The organism is Acidiferrobacter thiooxydans (assembly GCF_003333315.1).
Classification (GTDB): Bacteria; Pseudomonadota; Gammaproteobacteria; order Acidiferrobacterales; family Acidiferrobacteraceae; genus Acidiferrobacter; species Acidiferrobacter thiooxydans.
This window is the reverse complement of the sequence record NZ_PSYR01000001.1, coordinates 955888-971905: the sequence shown is the minus strand read 5'-3', so window position 1 is coordinate 971905 and position 16018 is coordinate 955888. Positions and strand designations below refer to the sequence as shown.

Here is a 16018-nt window from a genome sequence, read left to right as displayed (position 1 = left end):
GAGGCCGCGATGCGGACACTGATGCTGTCGATCCGAGAGCCTTTTTTTCTCGTCCGGCAATGGCCCGCACATGACAACGTTGCGTCGGTTTGATCTCTTGTGTCGGCGCTTCCTCATACTAGGACCCCAATCAATGCGCCTACATCCCGAATCACCAGGATCCTAGTCCGCCAGTTCGCAGTTTCGATAGGGCCTTTCGTGACAGATGCCCAGCGCAAGACACCCAGTAACCCGATCTCCGTAGATTCAGGCACCCGGTTTCTGCCGGATTTTCGCCATCCTCGCCTGGCACTGGCACTCCGGAAACCGTGCACAAGACGATCACGCGCCCCACAGGAGCCTGGTCGCGAAACACCTGATCGGGCACCTGCCAGGATGCCCGACCCCTTCACCGCGGTTCGGCGTCCGGGTGCTCAAAACCACGGTGATTCTGGGCTTCGGTCGGCTGTGGGGACGCGGACGGGTGTGTCACGATCGACGTGGCCCACACAGGAAGCGTCTTATCACGTCGCACTTGCCACTGCCCCATCGCTGACCAGGCGCATAAGACGGGGGTTTCGCCATCCACAGCGTTATCGAAGAGATACATGCGGTCGACCCACGGGGCCACCTGCGCCGCCTGGACGTGGGACTTGCCATAACGACTGATGATTTTCGTGATAGGCACATCGTGTCCGCCGGCCATGACACGACGGGCCACGCGGGCGGCGTTGATTTCCGGGTTGCCGGTACTCAAAAAAAATATACGAATGCGATAACCGGCGTCCCGCGCACGCCGCAAGAATGCGACCTTGTCAAGAGCGGAAAAAACAGTCTCGAAGGCAAAGCTGCGGCATTCGGCCAGCCAATACTCCCGCTGGGCCTCCGCCTCACGTGCCGCCTGGAGGATAACCTCCAACTCGCCGGGATCCCCGAGGCGGGCGGCAATATCATCAGGGTTCAGAAAAGGCGTACGCGAGAACCAGGACTGGCGTCTGAGGATGGCAGTCAAGAATGACTTACCAGAGCCGTTAGGCCCGGCGATCACCGTGAGGATCGGACGCACGCCTCGCTCTTCCGAAGGGCCGTAACGTCTTGCGCAATCCGCGCGTGGAGAGCCGCAATCCGGGCGCGCGCGTCGACCTGGGCGGCCTGTGCCGCTGCCGCCATCTGCGGAACCATGGCCTCCACACGCCCGACGTCGGCCTCCAGGGAATCAGCAAGATCCTCGTCGGGCAAGGTGAGCGGAGGTGCGAGAGACGAAGTATCCATGAGAAAATTATAAACCGACTTTCCCCTGATCACCATCTTCTTCTTGTTGCGCCATTATCGCGTCTCCACCTCGCGGGACTGTAACGCCTCTCGCAACCGCCGCTCGATCTCATCCAGGTCCTGCTCATCTTCCGGCCCACGCGGACGATCGAGGTCCGCGGGATAGGCCTCGCGAAAGGCCGATTGTTCCCGTGTCTGCTGATCGACCTCAGGCGTCAATCCGGACTCCATACCGAGCGCATCCGCCAGCGCCTGGACCGCGCGGCGGGTCGGATCTTCGAGGGGCGTTTGCCCCGGCCGGACGGCCCCCTCATCATTCTCGGCATGGATCTCGCCTTCGGTCGCCGAGACCGCCTCCGCGCCCGGCTCGGCCAGAGGCCCGGCGTCTTCCTCTTGACCCAGGAAGGCCAGATCATCGTCTGCAAACTGGGGTCCGTGACCCTCGCCCCCCTCGTCGGGGATCCCCGCGGGCGGCTCCGGGCGGGGAATAGCCCCGGGCCCGCCGCCCGCGTCGTCCCGTCGGTTTCCTCGGGATCCGCGACGCCAGGCGGCGACGGCCGTCAGCAAGGCCTCCGCGGGGTCTGTGTCGGGCGCTCCGGCTGACCCAAAGGCCGCCACAAAGCGCGCATCCTCCGGAGACAGCGAAGAGGCGCGATCGGTTGCCGCTGCCGCGGCGTCGCCGCCCCCTACGTCCGGCACATCCTCCCGGCGTTCAAAGCGGATTGCGACCCCATGATTCAAGCGCATGGTTTTGGGCAGGGTCACATTGGCATGAAAGAAGATCATGCGAATCAGGCGGTGCTGGCAGAGCACGTGGCCAAAGAGCCCCCTCGGAAGAAAGGCAATGACGGTTCAAGGCCTTGCCGTGCGCAGTAGTGCTGGATTCACACACGCGAACCTAACCCGCCCCCGCGAGACGGGGTCAGATATCCCGGAATGGCCTCCCCCTTCGGCGCCACCATGATCTCGGCTTTACACACGCTCCATAATCCCACATTCCCTGCAGGCTGAATTCGCGCAAGCCTCGTATGGAGATCTCGTGCCTATCCCCGGCTCTGGTAAACGGGCTCCTCGCTGCAACGGCACAGGAACACGGCCTGGTGCTTGTCACGCGCCACACGCGCCACACGCGCGACGTGGCGCCACGCGGCGTCGCTACGCTCAACCCTTTCGAGAAGGCCACTCGACCTGATTTACAGGGAATGGGTTCCATTGACATGGATGTTGCACACCATCCCGGTCGGGATGCGCAAGATGCCCCGCCAGTCGCCGCTCCCGCGATTGTGCTGGTGCGCGATGGTGACGAAGTTTCTCTTCTTGCGGACGAGCAGCCCGCAGGCGTAGCCCAGATCCTCTTCGTCGTCCACTTGCTTGTCCTTCACCCAGCCAGCATTGTGGTCGGCATCGACCCACGCGACCTCGACCCACTGCAACCTCTTTCACGACGAAGAACGAAGACACGCCGGGGGCGGCTCCAACCGGAGAGCTGGAGGGTGTCTTCCCGGCCTTGCCACCCCTGGCCGCCCTCTCCCAGTCGGGATGGGCAAAGAAGCGGGTCGCGAGGCGACGCACGTTCTTCGTAAGCCATAATTTCGTGAGATACCGCTGATAGCGCGCCTCGGCCTCGCGCAGTACGGATTCGTTGCCATAGGCGATGTCACCGCGCAAGCGGGCCGGACGTTCAAAGGCCGGCGGGCATCGAGCCACGCCCAGATGCCCGGCATGCTGTGCAGGGGGCGCTCGCGTTACCCGCCATGACTTCCACGCCTAAGGCGAGCCGGGTGGTGGCCATCAAGGCGCAGTGATAACTGTGTGAAGGACGTCCGGGCTTGTGGGGGTTGTACCCCCACCACCGCGCCCTCTTGTTTCCCGTAGAGGCACTTGACCGTGGTATCAAGATCCAAGATCCCGGATGTATCCAGTAAGGGCTGCGTCGTCTTGGCCCAGTGTCGGCTGAGCCACGCCAATCCCGCTGACCCCTCGATTCGTACCAAGGCCCGCGGTCATGCTATGACTCGAGAAGAAAGCCCCGGGTACCGCACCAGTCGTCGTGGCCTTGCCACGGGGTCACATGGGCAGATCCTTAGACGACAGCCGCTCTGCTCGCGAAGTATGCCCGCGTTTCCGGATCTTCCGAATAGACGTAGCACCCTTTCATGCCGCGGGTCATGAGCGTCCGGTACGTGTTCTTTATGATCCTGTCTGCCGCCTTGAGGGCTTGCTCCGGATTTTGCCGATATATCTTCTCGATTCCCGACAGCGATTTTCTCCTGTCCACCAAGGCCCTTGCCTTGTAGTCTGTGCTCACCTTTCCATCCCGGACCACCAGGTCGGGACCGATTATGACCCCGATGTAGTCTGCCTCCAGTCCCTGGCATGTATGGATGCAACCAATCTCCTCAACCGCCGTCCGGGCTATCATCCACAGACTCCCGTCCTCTGTACGATTCCAGCGTCTGCGATAGGCACCACCTTCAAGCACGATATCCACGGCTGACGGATCCTTTTTGCTACTCCAATTCCAGCAGTACCCAGCGACCACGCGGGCACCGTTGTCCTTTGCGTCCCGTTCATAAATCAGTTCATGGAGTTCCGTTGGCGAGTCAAGGACCCGGAAATCGTAGGTGCCCGCCCCTAGAAACTCGTGCGCCGTTTTCCGGATACCCAAAGTGTTGTCGAGCCATGCCAAATAACCATCCGCGCCGTTGCAGCGAAACTGCGAGGAGAGCTCGCAAGACTCGACGGTAGCCCCCATGGATTCCGCCCACCGCCTTATCTCCTCTTTCGTGCCGATATCAGAGAGCGTCACTGCCTGATCCTCGTCTAAAAAAAACACGGTGCAGTGCGCGCTTCTTATCAGTTCTTTGACCTGATTCTCGCCGAGATTTCCATACAATCCGGACTTCTCGTTCAGGCGGTGGGCTTCGTCGACGACCAAAACATTGAAAGCGTTCGGGTCCGTATCCACGAACGCCCCGGAACCGCAAAAGAGATTGCTGATTTCCGTGTACCGCATGTTTCCGGTTAGTTTCGCCTTGTAGACGGCTCTCGGAGCTGCGTTTTTTGATACGTATTTTGTCAGCAAACCCATTTTTGTAAGCGCGGCCAGAATATTTACCGCCACCACTGACTTCCCGGTTCCCGGTCCACCCTCGACAATGACAACTTTCTTGTTCGTGTCAGATGCGCGGGCGGCAGTGGCACAAACGGATTCAAAGACGACCTTCTGATCATCAATGAGGACAAATTCTTGTTTTCCCTTCAGCATGCCGGTAATACTGTCCGCCAACGCCTTCGATGGCCGCATGCGCCCACCATCGACTTGCTCGATGACCTTCGCGGCATCTCCGTGCCTGACGTGCTGCGAGATAAACTGAGAGAGACGACGACGCTCATGCTCACCTTTCAGAAACAGCGGCGCGCGCTTCATATCATCCATGTAGAACGGGCTGTCTATGGCAGTGTTCGCCGGATGATTGTGTAGGTACGCGCACGGAAACAGCCCCATCTTGCGAGAATACACCTCCTCGTTGAATCCGTTCAAAAGTGCCGCATACGACCATGCCTGGTAGGAGGGATGGGGCCCTTCCCTTCCAGACCCGGGGCCTCTTCTAGCGATAATCACCCCGGGCTTGTTTGTTTTTTCTGAACTCGACCATTGTTTTAGTTCGACAATGACGAGAACCGGATTATGCGATTGGTCATACCCAGAAAAAATAAAATCTATGCGCTTGGCGGATTGCGGAATGGAATATTCGACCGCCACGCCTGCATCGTCCGGGATACTTCCGTTATTGACTGTAATCGCCATATGATAAAGCGACGCAGACCAAGCCCTGATCTCGGCCTCTGGCGCATGCCTTTGGGTTTTCGATTCGTATGCATTTCTGACGACATCGCCAATATCCGACCGCTGGGAGTCGCTGAGAAATCCAGAAACGGTAGACTTATAGATCAGCATTTCTGTTGCGACATCCCCATGCGGGTCAGCATGGAGTGGCATTTTATACGCTTTATGATGAGCGGTCCAACTCCTCCGATACACAAAGGGGGCTCCTTATGCGAGGCGAAGGACGTTACGCATAAGGACCTGGATCAGGCGTGGGCTAATCCTCCTTTGGCGGGTGAAAACTGATCCTAGACACTCATCTCACGCCCACCATACGAAAAGGCGACTTTAGAGGTAGCGAACCGCACTCACACGTTGCAGGAATGGCGCCGGGGCATTCCACCTCCATTCAACGGTTTCCGCCCCTTGATCGAGTAAAGAGAGGAATCCTTTACATTGCACGAAGCCAGCACGAGATTCCGGCAAACTGCAGTGGCGGCCAAAAGGCTATCGATTACCCGTACCCGCAGCCCGTCGCATTCGCCCTCGCCACAGACACGCCTCCATTCGAGGGCGATCTCCCGATCTACCGGCACAGCACGACCATCAAAACGTTTGCGTACATCCTGGTCAGCCAGGTTTGGATAACACGACGCCGCTTACCGTCGTCGAGTTTGGCGATCCCTTTCTGGATTTTGCCCAACGACAGGATGCCGGCAAAAAACTGCTCTTCCTCAATACCGGATTCCAGTCGATGACACCCGGATCGGGCGAGCCTTGCCAAGTTCCGATAGCAAGCACGTATCAAGCGGGTAGTTCACAACCCGATATCTCGCCCAGTGCCCCTCGAGCGCGAGATATCTCGATCGAGGCCGTGCAACGGCGAGTTCTGAAAAAATGCCACAAGCGATCCCCGCCAGTCGGTTAGCTTGCGATACGCCTCGGCAGAGAACATGGTAACGGCCTCACGGCCATGCACGGTAATCGTCTGCGGCCCGCCTTCTCTGCCGCCTTCACGACTTCTCTCAAGCGTTTTTTGGCCTCTTACAGCTGCCAGCCCATTGCTGCCTTCTGTATTCTAGACAGTCTAGATAGACTCTATCCCAGATACGCCGTTATGACGGGACTGCCGGCACGACAACAGACGATGCTTCGTAAGCGTCATCGGTCAATTGCCGTGAGAGAAGCGCGACCCGAGGCAAATCACCGACAGCCGCCACGGCGTTTATCAACGCGCTCTTCTCGGTTACCGTCAGTGTATGCAGATCGCCATCCTCGAAATAGACGAGCGCCTTAAGACTTTCACTCGGCTGAAACGCCGGACCAAAGATCAGGCGTGCGGTAGCGAGCCCGTGTGCCACGCTGACACCCGCATCGATCATAACGGCGATGTCCCGATAGTCCTTGGCCTCGGCTCGCTGAAGAATGACCTTTAACTTGGTGGCCATTAAATCTTCGAGCGACGCCACCTGCAGCGCACCGTCCTCAGAAATACCAGGTCGGCCGACTCGACCAAAACCGATGCTTCCAAAGAATGATATGTGGACGCCATCCCTTTGAATCGCTGCAGGGCACCAAGACACTCCAGGTATCACCCTTATCCAAAAGCGAGGTCGCGTGCGCCATAAACGGGAAGGCGCCCTTGATCGCGTCACGGTCAAGCGATTTTTCGGAAAAGAAATCGAAGTCAACGGACGTCCGGTGGCCCAAACGAAGGGCGATAGCCGTGCCGTCGTACAAGACGAACCCTAGATCCGCAGCTTTTTGCAATTGCGGCCACAGACGCCTCCGCGCTGCCGGCAAGATATCCCGGCAGGGTTTGAAATTCGACATCACAAAAACACCCGAGTGGGCAACGGCGGTACGCAGTCTACCTTGGCAAGGCCCAGGCGATAGTGCCAATAGGCCCAGGATCGGGCGCTGAATTGCCCCGCTTGCGCTCGGGCCAGCACATCGCGTAAGACATCGTTGCCCACCGCGGCGGCCAGCCTTTGTACGTCCCCGTAATCCCCCCTATCCATAACCTGGGCGATAATACGTTCCGGCATCGCAAGCGCCTCATCAGGGGATTTCCACCAGCTATATTTGCTGGCCATAAGCTTCATGATTTCTGGATCCACACCGATCATCGGAGTCACTCCGCTTAACCAAAAATCCGAGATGCGCAATCATTATACAGGAGGAATAAGACCGACCGTACCGAGGTCGGCGCATCTCCGAAAAAGCCAACAGTTTCAGAAAGCGGCTAGAGGCCTCCGCTATCGCCACCGCATTTTCCTTGTGCAAAGGCCTTCGCCTTCCGAGATAACTGTCCTTTCGGCCACACTGCGCAAGGCTCGACTGACGCGCGGAGCCACTAATTAGGCGGGCGGGGCCGGCCTGTTGGGGAGCCCGCGCCGCCTGATAGTTCCAGGGCATCCAGATAGCGGGGTGGACGGCGACCGCGTCGGCATGACGCTGGAGCGGCTCGGTATTCGAATAGGGCGGCGTGGTTTAATGCGGTGGCATGGATCAGGCTCATAAAGAGGTCACGCGGGCACCCGTTCAGGGTGCGGTAGAAGCGAGCGCCTCGTCGCATTGATGGCTATAGGGGTGAGTCGTTGCGCCAGCCTTCCGTCTATTCACTTTCCAGGCCCTGATGATGATGCGGCCGACGTCGAAGCGCCGGCGCGAATATTCGCAAAAAGAAGCCAGGCGACGATCAGCCCGCCAAGTCCAACGACGAGTACCGCCGCATAGCCGAAGCGCGCCACGAGCGGACCGCCCGCGAAGGTGCCCGCCACCGTGGCCAGGGCCGTCGCGGCATTGAAAAGACCGATTGCCGCGCCCTCGCTGGTCGGAGTCAGCTGACCGGTAAGGACCGTGCCACTCACACTCAGACCCGGCCAGGCAATCACGATGATGCCAAAGCCGATGAGGGCGGGTAGCGACTGGGCGGCGCCTGGGATCAGCATCAGCATCCACAGTAACCCAAAGCCCGCCGCGCGCGCCAATAGCGACAAACGGTAGATGCGCATGGCCCCATAACGACTGCACCAGCGGCTGGCGACGATATAGAGCCCGATGGCGACAGCCGCCACCACGGCATAAGACAGGGCCGTGACCGCCGGCCGAATCGCAAAGACGTGGCGCAAAAGAAGCGGGAAATACGCAAAGAACGCCGCCACCGCAAACGACAGCGTTGCCCACGACAACAGAAAACGCCCGAAGCGGCTTTGTATCAAGATGCGCATTTCCTTGAGATGCGCAAGGATTGGTATATGCACATGGTGGAGGACATTGCCGCCGGAAAGCTCACTGTGCCCGAAGGGTGCCAACGCCCTCCAGTCGAGGTGACGTAATCCTGGCCGCGGCGTACGAGGCGTGCGCGAGACCGGCAGGTGATACGCTCCAAGGATCGCTGCCGCCAGCATGAGCACAGCGGCGATCTGGATACCTCGTGTCGGATCATGAGTCCACAGGCCGGCCAGCAATAGACCCACCACGACGCCCGCACCATTGAAGCTCTGCAGCCAGCCCAGACGCGGCTCCCACTCATCACGCGGGGCAAAATCAAGCACGAAAAGACTGGCGACGGTGCTCGCCGCACCGGTACCAATCCCCACGATCAGCGCCGCCAGCATCAAGAAAGGCGGCGCAAGCGGCCAAGACAGACCCGCGAGGCCCACCGCCGCCCCGGCGAATCCCCCCAGAAAGATGGGCCGGTAATCCTGACTGCGCTCGGCGAGCAACCCCCATGCCGGAGACAGGAGCAGCCCCGCGTTGTAAGCACCGATTACGTAGGCGACGAGCCGACTATCGTGAGTGGTTGCGACAATGGCAAGCGGCACCATGATCGCAAAGAGCCCGGCCACGGCGGCCCCGAGCAGGAGATAGGACCCATACCACATCGCCATGAACGGCCGTGGTGTTTTCCATGCGCGCCGCAGAACGCGCAAGGGGTGATGATCACCAGAAGACGGGGGTAGGGAGCTCATCTCTCGTTAGAGATATAAAGTACGGCGCGGTTCCTGTTCGCACAAACGCGTCCCGTCACGACGACACCCTAGGATGCCCGTAGCGCCAGCCTTGATCTAAGCCCACACGACTCACCGGATCGCACGATCGAGCCACTCTGGCCCCGAGGAACCACGCGAGGCGCGACACCGGTACTATTGGACCCGAAAGGCGACACGACGAGGCCCGCGTTGAGGGGAGGGGTCGAGCCGACCGCGGCTTGCGATCACCAAATCGCGGCCATACGCCCGTCTCCGCCCATCATGCGACGACGCATGACGCCACGATTCGGGGCGGGTCGCGGTCTTGACGACCCTACCGCAGGACCGCGGGCGTGCGTCCAGACCCGAAGCGCGCGTTCGCGATGGCTGTGCCCCACATCTCTCTTTTGAAGACCGCCAAGACCCGCCTGGGCATCGATCCAGGCGCATCACCGAGTATGACGGGCGGCAGGGCTTGCGAATCTCAGTGGCGGCCGAGACGGTGTTGCGACGATACCCGTCCCACAAAAGTCTCACGAGGTCTCGCCGAAGCCGCAGGCGGCGTAGGAGGACCGCCCTCACTTATGGACTTTATCGAGGAATTTGGCGCGCCCGGAGAGATTCGAACTCCCGACCACCTGGTTCGTAGCCAGGTACTCTATCCAACTGAGCTACGGGCGCGTTTTGGAACGACCGACTCTTCTAACGGATTGCTCCGTCTCTTGCTACCCTTCCCGGCCTTGGGTGCCAGAATTGGAGCATTTCTCAAGGCCCGCCGGCGCCGCTCAACGGCCCCCGCTGCCCCTACATCCTCCGCAATCTCCTTGCGCCTTCACGGCGGAAGGCGCCGCATTATAAAGCGCCCGGAGACTTCACGCCACCCCTGACTTGACCGAAAGACCGGGCCTTGCCGCATCGCACCATGCCGCGCAGCGGCGCATGACGAGAAACGGCACGTGCCTGAGACCTGGGTCGGCCACGCGGGTCCTGCTTTCTAATGATGGCGGAGAGAGAGGGATTCGAACCCTCGATGGAGTTTTTGACCCCATACTCCCTTAGCAGGGGAGCGCCTTCGACCGGCTCGGCCATCTCTCCTAAAGAGCGCACAGCATACCTTGTGCGGGCGTTTCAGAAAAGGGCGGGCGAAGATTCAGTCCTTGGGAACCTCTTCCTCGACAACCCCCGTCTCGCGCTCCCTCTGGATGCGCTCGTAGATCTCCTCGCGATGAACCGGGACGTCCTTCGGTGCGTTGACCCCGATGCGAACCTGATTGCCCTTGATGCCCAGCACCGTGACCTGGACCTGATCGCCGATATTCAGCGTTTCTCCGATACGTCTCGTCAGAATCAGCATATCGCCGCTCTCCTTAAAGCCTGCCTTGAGCCTTCCTGGTTTCCGGCTCCCCGTGAGGACCTGCTTTGGGTCCGCTTTCCCATGACTGCTCGTCCCTGAGACGACGCTCGCCGACTCAACGCTTGCAGCTTCTATGCCAACGGCACCACAGTCGCTGTCTCGGCATCGAGACCAAATGCGCTATGAAGCGCGCGCACTGCCAACTCCAGATATTTTTCCTCGACGACCACCGATATCTTAATCTCGGACGTCGATATCATCTGGATATTGATGCCTTCTTCGCCCAATACCCGAAACATCGTGCTCGCTATCCCGGCATGCGAGCGCATGCCCACACCCACGACCGAGATCTTCGCGATACGCTCATCACCGCGCACCTCGCGGGCCTTGAGGGCGACGGCCGTCTTCTCCAAGATCTCACGCGCCTGACGGTAATCGCCGCGCGGGACGGTGAACGTGAAGTCGGTGGTCTTATCGGCCCCGACGTTCTGGATGATCATGTCGACGTTGATGTTCGCGTGGGCCACATCGCCTACGATCCGGTAGGCGACACCGGGCTCATCAGGCACGCCTTTGATCGTGAGCTTGGCCTCATCCCGGCTGAAGGCGATCCCCGATATCAGCGCCTGCTCCATCTTGGATTCCTCGTAAGTAATTAATGTTCCGGGGCCATCATCAAAGGACGAGAGGACCCGCAGCGGCACGCGATACTTGCCGGCAAACTCGACCGACCGGATCTGCAAGACCTTGGCGCCGAGACTGGCCAGCTCCAGCATCTCCTCAACGGTGATGCGTTCGAGCCGTCGCGCCTGCGGACAGACGCGCGGGTCGGTCGTATACACACCATCCACATCCGTGTAGATCTGACATTCATCGGCCTTGAGGGCTGCGGCCATGGCCACCGCCGTGGTATCCGACCCGCCGCGTCCCAGGGTTGTGATATTGCCCTCTTCGTCCACCCCCTGAAATCCGGCGATGACCACCACTCGGCCGGAGGCCAAATCCTGACGGACGCGTCCATCGTCGATCGCCGTGATGCGCGCCCTGCCATGCACGTTGTCGGTACGAATATGGACCTGCGCGCCCGTATAGGACTTGGCTGGACAGCCCAGCTCCTCCAGGGCCATGCTCAGGAGCGCGATCGTGACCTGTTCGCCGGTGGCGAGCAGCACATCGACCTCACGCGGCGGGGCGTTGGGGTGAATGGCACGAGCCATGGCCAGCAAACGGTTGGTCTCACCACTCATGGCCGAGACCACCACCACCATATCGTGGCCACGCGCGCGCTCCGCCGCCACGCGCTTTGCAACCGCCTGGATGCGCTCCACGGTCCCGACCGAGGTGCCGCCATACTTCTGCACGAGCAAGGGCATAATTTGAGGGTCTGTCATGAGAAAGACGCGAAGATTACCGCGCCCTTCCTTATGTGTAAACGAAAACCCCGCCCCTAGGCGAAACGGCTACGTAAGAATTCCCGTGCCGCCTCCAGGGCCTGGTCCACGGCACCCGTATCGGGCCCGCCCGCCTGGGCCATCTCGGGACGGCCGCCCCCCTTGCCGCCCAGCACGCGCGCCGCCTCATTCACGAGGTCAACGGCATTCACGCGCGCCACGACGTCCGGGGTGACGCCGGCCATCAGGGTAACCCGTCCGCCCGCAATCGAGGCCAGCAGGATGGCCGCCGGGCGCAGTTCGCCCTTCAGACGATCCATGGCCTCGCGCAGGCCCTTCACATCCCCGTCAAGGCGTCCCACCAGGGTCTTCACCCCGCCCTGCTCAACGGCCTCGGCCGCCAGATTCCGGCTCGCGGCGAGCCCAGCCCTGGCCCGCGCCTGCTCGATCTCCTTTTCCAGGGCCTCCACGCGCGCCTTCATGCGCAGTGCCTTGTCCACCAAGTCCTCGCGTGTCGCCCCCAGGGCTTGGGCGGCCTCATTCACGCGCATCTCGAGCACCCGCACATAGTCGAGCGCGGCCGCCCCGGTCACCGCCTCGATGCGCCGCACGCCGGAGCCCACCGCGGTCTCGGACACGATCTTGAAAAACCCGATGTCGCCGGTACGGCTTACGTGGGTGCCGCCGCACAGCTCGGTCGAATACCCGCCCATGGCCACCACGCGCACCTGCTCGCCGTACTTTTCCCCAAAGAGCGCCATGGCCCCGCCACTCACCGCGTCACTGAGCGCCATATACGCGATGGCGACCTCACTATTGGCGCGGATGGCCTCGTTCACCGACTGCTCAATCGCCACGATCTCATCGGCGCTCACTGCCTGGCTATGGCTAAAGTCAAAACGCAGGCGCTCGGGGCCAACAAGTGAGCCGCGCTGTGTCACGTGCGTGCCGAGAACGCGCCGTAGCGCGGCATGCAGGAGATGCGTTGCCGAGTGGTGCGCGGCCGTCGCTATACGCCGCGAGGCGCTCACAATCGCCGTCAGCTCATCACCGACCCGCAAGGTCCCCTCGGCCATCCGCCCGATATGCGCAAAGCCCTTGCGGGTATCTTCGACCACGAACCGCGCGCCGTGACCCTCGAGGAGCCCCTGATCACCGACCTGCCCCCCCGACTCGGCATAGAATGGGGTGCGATCCAGGAACACCACTCCCTCTTCGCCGGGCGACAACCACGGAACGGTACGCCCGCCGGCGGCCAGTGCACGGACGCGCACCGGCACAGAGACTTCCTCATAGCCGCAAAACTCCGTCTCGCCCGCCACGACGACCTCGTCGCCACGAAAGCTCTGCGCGGCGCGCGCCCGGTTCCTTTGTGCGGTCATCTCCCGCTCAAACCCCACCATATCGATGGACAGCCCTCGCTCGCGGGCGATATCGGCGGTGAGATCGGCGGGGAAGCCGTAGGTATCATAGAGCCGAAAGACCGTCGCGCCCGGGATGACACCACCGGCTTTAAGTCCGGCAATGTCCTGCTCCAGGAGCCGCAGGCCTTGCGAAAGGGTCTCCGCAAAACGCTCCTCCTCCTGCTTCAGCACGGCCTCCACGTGTGCCTGATCACGCGCAAGCTCCGGATAGGCCTCGCCCATCTCGCGGATCAGCGGGGCCACGAGACGATAGAAGAACGGATCCGTCGCGCCCAGACGATGGCCGTGACGCAAGGCCCGGCGCACGATCCGGCGCAACACATAGCCTCGCCCCTCATTGCCCGGCACGACGCCATCGGTCACAAGAAAGGCGGCGGCACGGATATGGTCGGCGATCACATTCAGGGACTTGTCGCGCAGATCGCTGAGGTCGAGGACCTCTCCCACCGCCCGGATCAGTCCCTGGAAGAGGTCGATATCGTAATTGCTCGTCACCTTCTGCATGACCGCGGCCATGCGCTCGAGCCCCATCCCGGTATCCACCGAGGGCTTGGGCAGAGGATTCAGCCGTCCCTCGCGGTCCCGATCAAACTGCATGAAGACGAGGTTCCAGATCTCGACATACCGGTCGCCATCGGCCTCGGGGCTGCCGGGCGGCCCTCCCGCAATCCCCGGGCCATGATCGTAAAAGATCTCCGAACATGGCCCGCACGGACCGGTGTCGCCCATGGACCAGAAATTGTCGGCCTCGCCGATGCGGCTAAAACGCGCCGCATCCACTCCGATCTCGTCTAACCAGATACGCGCAGCCTCATCGTCACCCTCGAACACCGTCACCCACAACCGATCCGCCGGCAGGCCCATCTCGCCGGTCAGGAACTCCCAGGCGTAGCGGATGGCATCGCGCTTGAAATAATCTCCGAAGCTGAAATTCCCCAGCATCTCGAAGAACGTATGATGGCGCGCGGTATAACCCACATTCTCCAGGTCATTATGCTTGCCGCCGGCGCGCAGGCAACGCTGGGCGCTGGCGGCACGCGTGTAGGGACGCCGGTCGCGCCCAAGAAACACATCCTTGAACTGCACCATGCCGGCATTGGTAAAGAGCAGGCTCTGGTCGTTAGCCGGCACGAGCGGGCTGCTCGCCACCACCTCGTGGCCGTGACGCGCAAAAAACTGCAAGAAACGATTACGGATCTCGGTGCTCTTCATGGTGTGCTATGGTGTGCTCGGTTGTCGTTATCGGGTCAGTCTTGCTGCGCATCCACCGCAAAAATAATATCTTCGTGGCGAAAGCCTCGCGCCTGCAGGAAACGCGCCTGGCGCGCGCGCTCGCGGCGATCCTCCGGGATCGCCATCCCAAAGCGCTTGGTGCGCGCAGCCGCCGCCCGCGCGGCCCATGCCCCCTCTTCCGGGGCGAGTGCCGCGGCTATGATCTCGGCCGACACCCCCTTGGCTCTCAACTCCACCACGATACGCACAGGCCCCATCCCCTGGGCGACGCGCCCGCGGACCCGTTCGGCCGCGTAGCGTTCATCGGAAAGCGCCCGGCTGGCGGCGAGCTCGGCGGCGGCGTCTGCCGCCTCGGCGGCGCTATAACCCCGTCGACACAGGCGCTCGATCAATTCCTGCCGGCTATAATCGCGCCGCGCAAGCAGCGCCAGGCCATAGCGACTCGCAGGCTCACGCCCTGCATTCACACATCATCCCCGCCATCAGGCACCAGGTCATCGCCCGATGTCCCCGCGGGTTTGGTCATGAACGATGCCCGGAGCTTCGCCTCCAGATCCGCGGCAATGGTCGGGTTGTCGCGCAGATACTGACGCGCATTGTCCTTGCCCTGGCCTATGCGCTCGCCTCCATACGAGTACCAGGCCCCGGACTTCTCCACCAGATTCGAGGCCACCCCCAACTCGATCAGTTCACCCTCCTTCGACACGCCTTGATCGTAGAGGATATCGAACTCGCATTGCCGGAAGGGCGGGGCGATCTTGTTCTTCACGACCTTGACGCGCGTCTGGCTACCTATCACCTCTTCGCCACGCTTTATGGTGCCGATGCGACGGATGTCCAGACGGACCGAGGCATAGAACTTGAGGGCGTTACCCCCGGTCGTGGTCTCGGGGTTGCCAAACATCACCCCGATCTTCATGCGGATCTGGTTGATGAAGATCACGAGCGTGTTCGAGCGCTTGATATTACCCGTGAGCTTGCGCAAGGCCTGCGACATGAGTCGCGCCTGCAACCCGACATGCGAGTCACCCATCTCGCCCTCGATCTCGGCCTTGGGCGTCAACGCCGCCACCGAGTCGACGACCACTACATCCACTCCGCCGGAGCGCACCAGCATATCGGTGATCTCGAGCGCCTGCTCGCCCGAATCCGGCTGCGACACCAAGAGATCATCGACATTCACCCCTAGACGCTTGGCATAGGCCGGGTCGAGGGCGTGCTCGGCATCGATGAACGCCGCCGTACCCCCGGCCTTTTGGGCCTGCGCCACGACATGCAAGGTCAAGGTGGTCTTGCCCGACGACTCCGGGCCGTAGATTTCGACCACCCGGCCCCGCGGCAGGCCGCCGATGCCGAGCGCCATATCGAGCCCCAGTGATCCGGTAGGCACGGCCGCGACCGCCGATACCTCGCCGGCATCGCCGAGCCGCATGACCGACCCCTTCCCGAACTGCTTTTCGATCTGACCGAGAGCGGCGCTCAAGGCCTTGCCCTTGTTGACATCCATTCCATTACCCCCGCGAATCGCGCAAGAGGGCGATTATCTCATAAAGCATTGT

At 61.4% G+C, this 16018-nt stretch carries 14 protein-coding genes and 2 tRNA genes; all 16 read right to left on the bottom strand.

Annotated features, from left to right (window positions below):
* Positions 1 to 388 precede the first annotated feature (388 nt).
* Entirely contained in the window at positions 389 to 1045 is a 657-nt protein-coding gene (locus C4900_RS04835) for a zeta toxin family protein (protein ID WP_114282438.1), read from the bottom strand.
* Positions 1024 to 1251, bottom strand: a complete 228-nt coding sequence (locus tag C4900_RS04830; protein ID WP_147267122.1) for a hypothetical protein — start codon at positions 1249 to 1251, stop codon at positions 1024 to 1026. The genes C4900_RS04835 and C4900_RS04830 overlap by 22 nt, the downstream gene beginning before the upstream one ends.
* Before the next feature lie 54 nt (positions 1252 to 1305).
* A complete protein-coding gene (locus tag C4900_RS04825; protein WP_147267121.1) occupies positions 1306 to 2064 on the bottom strand; it encodes a hypothetical protein in 759 nt (252 codons plus the stop codon).
* A 380-nt stretch (positions 2065 to 2444) separates the two neighbouring features.
* Positions 2445 to 2684: a hypothetical protein gene (locus C4900_RS15935; RefSeq protein ID WP_065970262.1), complete on the bottom strand. Its 240-nt coding sequence runs from the start codon at positions 2682 to 2684 to the stop codon at positions 2445 to 2447.
* Between the two features lie 650 nt (positions 2685 to 3334).
* Positions 3335 to 5212 (bottom strand): DUF2075 domain-containing protein, encoded by a 1878-nt coding sequence (locus C4900_RS04815; RefSeq protein WP_065970264.1) that lies wholly within the window; start codon positions 5210 to 5212, stop codon positions 3335 to 3337.
* A 983-nt stretch (positions 5213 to 6195) separates the two neighbouring features.
* Complete coding sequence (locus C4900_RS16180; protein WP_211306768.1) at positions 6196 to 6528, bottom strand: hypothetical protein; 333 nt, start codon at positions 6526 to 6528, stop codon at positions 6196 to 6198.
* Positions 6529 to 6565: 37 nt separating this feature from the next.
* Entirely contained in the window at positions 6566 to 6913 is a 348-nt protein-coding gene (locus tag C4900_RS17140; protein ID WP_411675214.1) for a nucleotidyl transferase AbiEii/AbiGii toxin family protein, read from the bottom strand.
* Positions 6913 to 7248: a hypothetical protein gene (locus C4900_RS04795; RefSeq protein ID WP_211306767.1), complete on the bottom strand. Its 336-nt coding sequence runs from the start codon at positions 7246 to 7248 to the stop codon at positions 6913 to 6915. Before C4900_RS04795 ends, C4900_RS17140 begins: the two co-directional genes overlap by 1 nt.
* A 453-nt stretch (positions 7249 to 7701) precedes the next feature.
* Positions 7702 to 8976 (bottom strand): MFS transporter, encoded by a 1275-nt coding sequence (locus tag C4900_RS04790; protein WP_170132409.1) that lies wholly within the window; start codon positions 8974 to 8976, stop codon positions 7702 to 7704.
* 685 nt (positions 8977 to 9661) lie between these two features.
* Positions 9662 to 9738, bottom strand: a tRNA-Arg gene (locus C4900_RS04785).
* A gap of 320 nt (positions 9739 to 10058) precedes the next feature.
* Positions 10059 to 10152, bottom strand: a tRNA-Ser gene (locus C4900_RS04780).
* Positions 10153 to 10207: 55 nt separating this feature from the next.
* The gene (gene csrA, locus C4900_RS04775) at positions 10208 to 10411 is read right to left on the bottom strand and encodes a carbon storage regulator CsrA (protein WP_065970271.1); all 204 of its coding nucleotides are present in this window, start codon (positions 10409 to 10411) and stop codon (positions 10208 to 10210) included.
* A gap of 131 nt (positions 10412 to 10542) precedes the next feature.
* Positions 10543 to 11784 carry an aspartate kinase gene (locus C4900_RS04770; RefSeq protein WP_065970274.1) on the bottom strand — a complete coding sequence of 414 codons (1242 nt, stop codon included), beginning with the start codon at positions 11782 to 11784 and terminating at the stop codon, positions 10543 to 10545.
* Between the two features lie 74 nt (positions 11785 to 11858).
* Positions 11859 to 14438 carry an alanine--tRNA ligase gene (gene alaS / locus C4900_RS04765; RefSeq protein WP_114282428.1) on the bottom strand — a complete coding sequence of 860 codons (2580 nt, stop codon included), beginning with the start codon at positions 14436 to 14438 and terminating at the stop codon, positions 11859 to 11861.
* A gap of 35 nt (positions 14439 to 14473) precedes the next feature.
* Positions 14474 to 14926 carry a regulatory protein RecX gene (locus tag C4900_RS04760; protein ID WP_065970278.1) on the bottom strand — a complete coding sequence of 151 codons (453 nt, stop codon included), beginning with the start codon at positions 14924 to 14926 and terminating at the stop codon, positions 14474 to 14476.
* Positions 14923 to 15966: a recombinase RecA gene (recA, locus tag C4900_RS04755; RefSeq protein ID WP_065970280.1), complete on the bottom strand. Its 1044-nt coding sequence runs from the start codon at positions 15964 to 15966 to the stop codon at positions 14923 to 14925. Before recA ends, C4900_RS04760 begins: the two co-directional genes overlap by 4 nt.
* Between the last annotated feature and the right edge of the window lie 52 nt (positions 15967 to 16018).

What these genes read in the sequence shown, in the direction of transcription:
- C4900_RS04815 (WP_065970264.1), bottom strand. Translation starts at nt 5,212, where the DNA reads ATGCTGATCTATAAGTCTACCGTTTCTGGATTTCTCAGCGACTCCCAG.
- alaS (WP_114282428.1), bottom strand. Translation starts at nt 14,438, where the DNA reads ATGAAGAGCACCGAGATCCGTAATCGTTTCTTGCAGTTTTTTGCGCGT.
- C4900_RS04770 (WP_065970274.1), bottom strand. Translation starts at nt 11,784, where the DNA reads ATGCCCTTGCTCGTGCAGAAGTATGGCGGCACCTCGGTCGGGACCGTG.
- recA (WP_065970280.1), bottom strand. Translation starts at nt 15,966, where the DNA reads ATGGATGTCAACAAGGGCAAGGCCTTGAGCGCCGCTCTCGGTCAGATC.
- csrA (WP_065970271.1), bottom strand. Translation starts at nt 10,411, where the DNA reads ATGCTGATTCTGACGAGACGTATCGGAGAAACGCTGAATATCGGCGAT.
- C4900_RS16180 (WP_211306768.1), bottom strand. Translation starts at nt 6,528, where the DNA reads ATGGCCACCAAGTTAAAGGTCATTCTTCAGCGAGCCGAGGCCAAGGAC.
- C4900_RS04790 (WP_170132409.1), bottom strand. Translation starts at nt 8,976, where the DNA reads ATGGCGATGTGGTATGGGTCCTATCTCCTGCTCGGGGCCGCCGTGGCC.
- C4900_RS17140 (WP_411675214.1), bottom strand. Translation starts at nt 6,913, where the DNA reads ATGTCGAATTTCAAACCCTGCCGGGATATCTTGCCGGCAGCGCGGAGG.
- C4900_RS04830 (WP_147267122.1), bottom strand. Translation starts at nt 1,251, where the DNA reads ATGGATACTTCGTCTCTCGCACCTCCGCTCACCTTGCCCGACGAGGAT.